7 protein-coding genes are annotated in these 8,877 nt (G+C 69.8%); 6 read left to right on the forward strand and 1 reads right to left on the reverse strand.

Annotated elements, in window-relative coordinates; translation table 11 throughout:
* Nucleotides 1–1,384: substrate-binding domain-containing protein (locus NS220_RS18315; RefSeq protein ID WP_193755419.1), on the forward strand; the 1,384-nt coding region annotated here is incomplete at its 5' end.
* A 28-nt stretch (nucleotides 1,385–1,412) separates the two neighbouring features.
* Nucleotides 1,413–2,228 carry an LmeA family phospholipid-binding protein gene (locus tag NS220_RS18320; RefSeq protein ID WP_058625407.1) on the forward strand — a complete coding sequence of 272 codons (816 nt, stop codon included), beginning with the start codon at nucleotides 1,413–1,415 and terminating at the stop codon, nucleotides 2,226–2,228.
* 159 nt (nucleotides 2,229–2,387) lie between these two features.
* Here the strand turns inward: NS220_RS18320 and NS220_RS18325 are convergent, their stop codons facing one another.
* Complete coding sequence (locus tag NS220_RS18325; RefSeq protein ID WP_058625408.1) at nucleotides 2,388–3,785, reverse strand: threonine/serine ThrE exporter family protein; 1,398 nt, start codon at nucleotides 3,783–3,785, stop codon at nucleotides 2,388–2,390.
* A gap of 199 nt (nucleotides 3,786–3,984) precedes the next feature.
* Here NS220_RS18325 and NS220_RS18330 point away from each other — a divergent pair, with 199 nt between their 5' ends.
* The 4 genes from NS220_RS18330 to NS220_RS18345 all read left to right on the forward strand — a co-directional run bounded on the left by NS220_RS18330 (nucleotide 3,985) and on the right by NS220_RS18345 (nucleotide 8,740).
* Nucleotides 3,985–5,271: an aspartate kinase gene (locus NS220_RS18330; protein ID WP_058625409.1), complete on the forward strand. Its 1,287-nt coding sequence runs from the start codon at nucleotides 3,985–3,987 to the stop codon at nucleotides 5,269–5,271.
* 215 nt (nucleotides 5,272–5,486) lie between these two features.
* The gene (locus NS220_RS18335; RefSeq protein ID WP_058625410.1) at nucleotides 5,487–6,557 is read left to right on the forward strand and encodes an aspartate-semialdehyde dehydrogenase; all 1,071 of its coding nucleotides are present in this window, start codon (nucleotides 5,487–5,489) and stop codon (nucleotides 6,555–6,557) included.
* 100 nt (nucleotides 6,558–6,657) lie between these two features.
* Nucleotides 6,658–8,130, forward strand: a complete 1,473-nt coding sequence (locus tag NS220_RS18340; protein ID WP_058625411.1) for a malate:quinone oxidoreductase — start codon at nucleotides 6,658–6,660, stop codon at nucleotides 8,128–8,130.
* 4 nt (nucleotides 8,131–8,134) lie between these two features.
* Nucleotides 8,135–8,740, forward strand: a complete 606-nt coding sequence (locus NS220_RS18345) for a thymidine kinase (protein WP_058625412.1) — start codon at nucleotides 8,135–8,137, stop codon at nucleotides 8,738–8,740.
* The last annotated feature ends 137 nt before the right edge of the window (nucleotides 8,741–8,877 follow it).

Below are 8,877 nucleotides of genomic sequence, written 5' to 3' on the forward strand. Positions count from 1 at the left end.
GAAGGGGTGCCCGTCCACCCCCTATGCCTCCCTTCCCCTCGTCGGCGGCGGCCTCGCCTTCGCCTACAACCTGTGGGTGGACGGGCACCCCTTCCACGACCTCCGGCTGTCGGGGAATGCGGTGGCCGGCATCTTCTCGGGCACCATCACGCGCTGGGATGACCCGCTTCTCCGCGCGGACAACCCCGGCGTCGCGCTCCCGGCGCAGGCCATCACCCCGGTCGTCCGCGGCGATGCCACGGCGACGACTCTCGAGCTGACCCGGTGGATGACGAGCGAGCACGCCGACGTCTGGTCAGGAGGCGCCTCCACGCTCTTCCCTGTCGCGGGCCCCGCCTTCCATTCCCAGAACGGATCGGTCGGCGTCGCCGGGTACGTCGCCCAGAGCTACGGCCGCGGAGCGATCGCCTACGTCGAGAACGCGTACGCGGTCAGCGCCGGACTCTCCACCGCGAAGATCCTGAACGCCGCCGGGTACTACGTCGCCCCGACGCCGGAGGCGGTGTCGATCGCGCTGGGCGGGGCGACACCGGATGCCACCGGCACCGGCGTGTGGCGCCACCCCGACGCCCGCGCCTACCCCCTCGCAACCGTCACCTCGATGATCGTGCCGACGCAGCCGACGCGGGTGTTCACAGCGGAGAAGGGACGCACCCTCTCGCGGTTCGTCCAGCACGCCCTGTGCCGCGGGCAGCAGAACGCGGCTCGCCTCGGCAACGCGCCGTTGCCCCTCGGGCTCGTCCAGTCTGCGTCGTCGGTCATCGCCGGAATCCCGGGGAGCGCCGGCGCGATCGACATAGACGCGTGCGCCAACCCCACGTTCGTCCCCGGCGACACCGCGACCGACAGCCTCCTCCTGCGGAGCGCGCCGATGCCGCCCGACAGCGACAAGTGGATGCCGCCGGGTCCCCACGAGTCGACCGGCGCCCAGCTCGGCGTCGCGATCACGGCATCCGATCTCTTCCAGCTCACCGCACCGACCACGACCTCGATCGACTTCGGAGACCTCAGACGCGGCCGCGACGGCGTCGCCCGCGCTCTCGGACGCTTCACCGTGGTGGACGACCGCAACCGCCTCGCCGGGTGGAGCGTGCAGATCGGCGTCAGCGATTTCGTCGGTGTCGACGACCCGTCGCGGCACTTCTCGTCGGCCGCGCTGGGGATCGACCCGCACGAGGTCGTCCATCACGACGGCGTGACGGTCGGATCGTCGCAGGAGGCCGGACAGGCGGTCTACCCGATGACCCTGGCGACGGGGGAGCCGGGGACGACCACCACCCTCGACGGAGCGACCTTCGACGCCGACCTCAGGCTCCGCGTCCCCCGCGACGCCGCGGTCGGCGAGTACCACTCCACCGTGACGATGACGCTGATCGCGCGGTGACCTCGGATCACGCGGAACGGAGCAGCGCATGACCCTCTTCGACCAGCAGACCGAGCTTCTGCCTCCGCCGCCGCAGTCCGGGGACTCTGCGCCCGCGCGTTCGGGGCGGGGCCTGCTTGTCGTGGTTCTCGCCGGGGTCCTCCTCGTTCTGCTGGCGACCGCGGCCGTGATCGACGAGACCATCTCCCGAGCCGAGGTCGAGCGCAGCGTCGCCGACGCGTTCCGGTCGGAGCTCGCCATCCCCGACAGCACGCGCGTCCGGGTCGACCTCGGGGGCTCGATCCTGCTGCAGGAAATCCTGGGTCGACTCGACAGGGGCGAGATCACGGTCTACAGCTACCCCTTGGGGCGGTCCAACACGGACATCACGCTCACCATGGAGGGATTGCGCCAGGGAGACGGTGACTGGACGGCGGACCGCGTGTCGGGGGCCATCACCCTCTCCGCCGCGCAGGCGACTGCGCTGTTCCTCCCGGCCGAGGTCCAGGGCACGATGAGGATCGGTTTCGTCGGCGACGAGATGACGGTCGGTGCGTCCGCGCCGGGTGGGATCAGCCCGAACGTCGTGAGTGTCGCACTGAAGCCGCACTTCGAGAACGGGTGGCTGAGCGCGCGGCTGTCGTCCGTGACGGTGAATGGCAAGACGCTCTCCGCCGAAGAGATCGCGGCGCAGACGGGTACCGACTCCGCAATGTCGCCGCCCGCCCCGGTCTGCCTCGCCGAGAGCGTCCCGAGCTCCCTCCATCTGCGGGACGTGCGCGTCGCCGATCAGCACCTCCGTTTCGAACTCGATCTCGACCTGGCCGAGTCCGCTGCGGGACGCGACCCTGGCGTGTGCGTCTGAATCCTGGATGCCAGGTCTCGAGCACCCACCACGCGTGCGTTGCGGCCCTCTCGGTGAAGGTTTTCTCGCCTACTCCAAGCCGGACTTCGGGAAGGGCTTGAGGGTGCGGGATTGGCCGGCGGGTCAGCCCTTCCCTCATCGATCGTGCCCTGACTCCCGCTACCCCCGCGTCCGCGCGCGTACCCGCACCACGCTCGACAGCGTCGCCCGTACCGGCTGCCCCAGGTAGATGCCCAACGACGCCCCCACCGCGAGCGCGATACCGATGGTCGCGGCCCCCGTCAGCGTGGTGACACCCGTCATGAGCACGGCGGGGTCGTCGCCCGACTCCACGATCCCCAGCAGTCCGCGGAACACCGCCGCTCCGGGAACCATCGGCAGGATCGCGGCGGTGGTGATCGCCACCGACGGCACGTGCAGGCGGTAGGCGACGACGATGCCGGCGAAGCTGCCGATGAAGGCTCCCACCCCGCTCGCTGCGGCCACCTCGAACCCGAGGGAGGAGGCACCGAGATAGCCCGCCCACGCCACCAGGCTCAGCGTCGCGCTGATCACGATGATGCGCGCGCCGGCCCCGTTGATCACCGCGACGGCGATCGCGATGACCGCGGCGCCGACGAACTGCACGCTCACCGGCCCCAGCGGCAGCGCGGTCGACGGGGGAGACATGCCCATCCCCAGCACGCGCACGGTCTCGAGTCCGGCGAGGATCCCGAGCACCACGCCGAGCGTCTGCGTCGTCAGCTCCAGAATGCGCCCCGTCGCGGTGAGGGCGAAGCCGTCGATGGCATCCTGAGCCGCCCCGACGACCGTCAACCCCGCCAGCATGAGGACGATCCCGGATGCCACGATCACCGACGGTCGGATCGCGGCGGCCGCGTCGATCCCGGTGTATTGCAGCAGGGCAGACAGCGCCGCGACGACGGTCAGCACGAAGCCGCCCGCGATCTGCGCGAAGAAGTACGGCACGCGCGCCCGGGCCAGGATGTGCTGCGTGGTCGCGGCGAGGCCGGCCGCGATGAACGACAGCACCAGCGCGAGCCAGTTCGCGCCGAACATGATCGCGACCCCCACCGCGAGCCCCGCTTGAGCGGCGATGACGATCGCCGGCCGATAGCGGAACGGGAGCCGCCGGATCGCGCGGCACCGCACGATGGCGTCGTCGAGGGCGAGCCCGCCGGTGATCTCGGTCACGAGGGCCTGCAGCCGCTGCAGCTTGGCGTGGTCGGGCACAGACCCGCGCACGACGCGCAGGAGCGTGGTGGGGTGCGAGGCCCCCGGGCGGCTGTGCGCGATCGTGATCGAGTTGTAGGTCACGTCCACGTGCACCGGGTCCAGACCGTAGGCGCCGCAGACCCGCACGATCGTCAGCGTCACCTCGTTCGCGGGAGCCCCGACGACGAGCATCGTCTCGCCGATGCGGATCGCGAGGTCGAGGATGCGCGTCGCGAACGCCTCGTCGATGACGGGGAGCAGCTGGGTGTCGGGGGAGTCGGAGTCCTCGGTGTGCACGAGACGACGCAACGACGACAGCAGTCGGCGCGGGGTGGGGGACAACCGCGAGCCTCCAGGAGCAGGAACCGGGTGGGAGGGCTCGATCCTATCCACGCGGGGCTGAACGCCCACCGGGTGCTCGCGCCTGTGCATGCATGGCAAAGGCGGCATGTCGTCGCCCCTAGGATGGACCCTCGGGTGCGGTATCCGAGCGCCCCGTCGTGGCATCCCGACGCCCGACCCATCCGGGAGAGTTCCTCTTATGGCGCTGATCGTCCAGAAGTACGGCGGTTCGTCCGTCGCCGACGCCGAGAGCATCAAGCGGGTCGCGAAGCGCATCGTCGACACGCGTCGCGCCGGCCACGAGGTCGTCGTGGCGGTGAGCGCGATGGGCGACACCACCGACGAGCTGCTCGACCTCGCGGGCCAGGTCGCCCCGATCCCCGCGCCCCGCGAGCTCGACATGCTGCTGTCGAGCGGCGAGCGCATCTCCATGGCGCTGCTGGCCATGGCGATCCACTCGATGGGCTTCGAGGCCCGCTCCTTCACCGGTAGCCAGGCGGGCATGATCACGGATGCCACGCACGGCGCCGCGCGGATCGTCGACGTCACGCCGGTGCGCCTGCGCGAAGCGCTCGACGAGGGCGCGATCGTCATCGTCGCCGGCTTCCAGGGCTTCAACCGCGACACACGCGACATCACGACTCTCGGCCGCGGTGGCTCGGACACGACCGCCGTCGCGCTCGCCGCCGCCCTCAAGGCCGACGTGTGCGAGATCTACAGCGACGTCGACGGCATCTTCACCGCCGACCCGCGCGTCGTCCCCCTCGCGCGCAAGCTCGACCGCGTCGGCAGCGAAGAGATGCTGGAACTCGCGGCCAACGGCGCGAAGGTTCTCTACATCCGCGCCGTCGAGTACGCGCGCCGTCACGGCGTGCTGATCCACGCGCGTTCCACGTTCAGCTCGGGCGAGGGCACCTGGGTGCTCGACGCCTCGAAGACCTCCCCCCTCGTCCCCGAAAGTGAAGCCATGGAAGAGCCCATCGTCGCCGGCGTCGCCACCGACCTCAGCCAGGCCAAGATCACCGTCATCGGCGTTCCCGACGTCCCCGGCAAGGCCGCCGACATCTTCAAGATCGTCGCCAAGTCCGGCGCCAACGTCGACATGATCGTGCAGAACGTCTCCGCCGCCGCCACCGGCCGCACCGACATCTCCTTCACCCTGCCGAAGACCGATGCCACGACCGCGCTGAAGGCACTCGCCGGCGAGCAGCCCGAGGTCGGGTTCGAGAGCCTCGTGCACGACGACCAGATCGGCAAGCTCTCGGTCGTGGGTGCGGGCATGCGGACGCACTCGGGCGTCTCGGCGACGCTCTTCGAGGCGCTCAGCATGGCCGGGGTCAACATCGAGATGATCTCGACCTCCGAGATCCGCATCTCGGTCGTCGTCCGCGGCGTCGACCTCGCCGAGGCCGCGCGCCTCGTGCACACCGCCTACGGTCTGGACGGCGAGGCCGAGGCCACCGTCCACGCCGGCACCGGTCGCTGAGCCCGCTGTCCCGGGCGCGCGTGGGCGTGCGAAACTCCTGAGTTTCCCGCGCCGCGCACGCCCGCACCCGCACAATCCCGCCATCCTCCGGCGCATCCCGGTCGATTTCTCCGGAGTTCGGCCCGCGCGCGGCGAACGCCCGCCGTCACTCGCGCTACCCTGACCCGAACGCCGCGGTCGCGGCATCCGCCACCCGAAACACCCGAGGACCTCGCATGACCCGCATCTCCGATTCCGGAATCTCCCTCGCCGTCGTCGGCGCCACCGGCCAGGTCGGCACCGTGATGCTCGAGATCCTCGCCGAGCGGTCGTTCCCGATCCGCGAGCTGCGCCTGTTCGCGACGGCGCGTTCGGCCGGGTCGTCGATCGACTTCGGCGGGCACTCCGTGATCGTCGAAGACGTGGCCACGGCCGACCCCGCCGGCGTCGAGGTCGCGCTGTTCTCCGCCGGGGCCACCGGCTCGCGCGCGCACGCGCCCCGCTTCGCCGAGGCCGGCGCCCTGGTCATCGACAACTCCAGCGCATGGCGCATGGATGCCGAGGTCCCCCTCGTCGTGAGCGAGGTCAACCCGCACGCGATCGACCAGGCCGTCAAGGGCATCGTCGCCAACCCCAACTGCACGACCATGGCCGCGATGCCCGTGCTGAAGGTCCTCGACGCCGAGGCGGGCCTCGAGCGCCTCATCGTCAGCACCTACCAGGCCGTCTCGGGCTCGGGTCTGGCCGGGGCGCAGGAGCTGCTCGGTCAGGTCGAGGGCGTGCTCGCGCAGGGCGACGTCGAGCGCCTCGTGCGCGACGGCTCGGCCCTGGACTTCCCCGAGCCCGAGAAGTATGTCGCCCCGATCGCCTTCGACGTCATCCCCTTCGCCGGCAACCTCGTCGACGACGGTCTGAACGAGACCGACGAGGAGAAGAAGCTGCGCAACGAGAGCCGCAAGATCCTCGAGCTCCCTGACCTCCGCGTCGCGGGCACCTGCGTGCGCGTCCCCGTGTTCACGGGGCACTCGCTGAGCATCAACGCCGAGTTCGCCCGCGACCTCTCCCCGGAGCGCGCTCGTGAGCTGCTCGCCGACGCCCCCGGTGTGCGCCTCGAAGAGGTTCCCACCCCTCTCCAGGCCGCCGGCACCGACCCCAGCTACGTCGGCCGTATCCGCGCCGACCAGTCCGCCCCCGAGGGTAAGGGGCTCGTGCTCTTCATCAGCAACGACAACCTGCGCAAGGGTGCGGCGCTGAACGCCGTGCAGATCGCCGAGATCGTCGCGCAGAAGCTCGCCGCGACCGTCTGATCCCGGCATCCGGATGCCGCGGCTGCGGGGTTGTCTCGATATCGAACCGACCGATCTCTCGATGTCGAGAGACCTCGCAGCCCACGCCTAGAATCATCGGGTGACTGAAAACGTCGATGTTCTCCTCATCGGTGGCGGCATCATGTCCGCCACTCTCGGCACGCTGCTGAAGGACCTCCAGCCCGACCTGAAGATCGCGGTCCTGGAGCGCTTGAGCGACGTCGCGCAGGAGAGCTCCAACGCGTGGAACAACGCCGGCACCGGTCACGCGGCGTTGTGCGAGCTGAACTACACCCCCGAGGGGAAGGACGGCTCGATCGATCCCGCCAAGGCGGTGACGATCAACGAGCAGTTCCAGCAGAGCCGCCAGCTGTGGGCCTCGCTCGTGGCCGAGGGCGTGCTCGACGAGCCGTCGACGTTCATCAACGCCACCCCCCACATGACGTTCGTGCGGGGAGAGAAAGACGTCGCCTTCCTCCGCAAGCGTTACGAGGTCCTCAAGGAGCAGCCGCTTTTCGCGGGCATCGAGTACACCGAGGACTCCCGCGTCATCAACCAGTGGGCACCGCTTCTCATGCAGAAGCGCCGCAAGGGCGAGCCTTTCGCCGCTACCCGGGTCCCCGCCGGCACCGACGTCGACTTCGGCTCGCTCACGCGGCAGCTGTTCGCCAACCTGCGCGAGAAGGGCGTCGAGGTCGTCACCAATCATGACGTCAAGAAGCTGAAGAAGCAGAAGGACGGGTCGTGGGAGGTGTTCTACCGCCACGTGATCGGCGGCACCCCCGGCTCGATCAACGCCAAGTTCGTCTTCGTCGGTGCGGGCGGATGGGCGCTCAAGCTCCTGCAGCGCTCCGGCATCCCCGAGATCAAGGGCTACGGCGTCTTCCCGATCGGCGGGCAGTGGCTCAAGACCTCCAACCCCGACATCGTGGCGAAGCACCGCGCCAAGGTGTACTCCCAGGCGTCGGTCGGCGCCCCGCCCATGTCGGTCCCGCACCTCGACACCCGCGTGATCGACGGCGAGTCGTCGCTGCTGTTCGGCCCCTTCGCGACCTTCAGCCCCAAGTTCCTCAAGAACGGGTCGATGCTCGACATCGTCACCCAGGTGCGTCCGCACAACCTCCTGCCCATGCTGAAGGTCGCCGTCGACAACCCGGGTCTCATCAAGTACCTCATCAGCGAGCTGCTCAAGACGCACGCGAAGAAGGTCGACAGCCTCCGCGACTTCATGCCCACGGCCAAGGCCGAGGACTGGGAGCTGCTCGACGCCGGTCAGCGCGCCCAGGTGATGAAGAAAGACAAGGACAAGGGCGGAGTGCTGCAGTTCGGCACCGAGGTCATCACGGCCTCCGACCGTTCGATCGCCGGCCTCCTCGGCGCCTCGCCGGGGGCCTCCACGGCGGTGTCGATCATGCTCGGGCTGATCCAGACCTGCTTCCCCGAGCGCATGCCCGAGTGGGAGCCGCGCCTGCGCGAGCTCATCCCCAGCTACGGCGAGTCGCTCAACACCCGGCCCGAGGCGGCGCGTCGAGAACTGGATGCCACGGCTCAGGCGCTCAAGATCAACTCCTGATCTCGTGGCGAAACTGTACTTCCGCTACGGAGCGATGAACTCGGGCAAGTCCACGGCCCTTCTCCAGGCGGCGTACAACTACGAGGAGCGCGGTCAGCGCGTTCTCCTGGCAAAGCCCGAGATCGACACCAAGGGCGCCGACCAGATCGACAGTCGCCTGGGCGTCACCCGTCCGGTCGACTTCCTCGTCGGCCCCGACGACGACCTCCGCGAGAAGTTCCACACGGCGGCGGGCCACGCGCCCGTGGCTTGTCTCCTGGTCGACGAGGCGCAGTTCTTCACCGCCGGGCAGGTCGATGATCTGCTGCGGATCGCGGTGCTCGATGGCATCCCGGTCCTGGCCTACGGCATCCGCACCGACTTCCGTACCGAGGCCTTCCCGGGCTCGGCGCGGCTCATGGAGATCGCCCACAGCCTCGAGGAGCTCAAGACCATCTGCCGCTGCGGGCGCAAGGCGATCTTCAACGCGCGTCTCGTCGGCGGTCGCTTCGTGTTCGACGGCGACCAGGTCGCGATCGACGAGGGCCAGATCCAGGGCGAGGTCACCTACGAATCCATGTGCGCGGCCTGCTACCTGCGCGAGTCCGGCGGGCGACTCGACGGTCGCTGAGCAACCCCGCGGCCCCGCGGCTCGACCGGGTCGGTGCCGCGCTCCGGATCGTCGCACCGTGCGTCGCGCCCGCGCGTGCGGAATCGGCCACGGTCGCCGAATCCGTCCGGAGCCCGGAACGTTCGGAGCCCCCACCC

The organism is Microbacterium testaceum, assembly GCF_001476655.1.
In the GTDB taxonomy this organism is placed as follows: Bacteria; Actinomycetota; Actinomycetes; order Actinomycetales; family Microbacteriaceae; genus Microbacterium; species Microbacterium testaceum_C.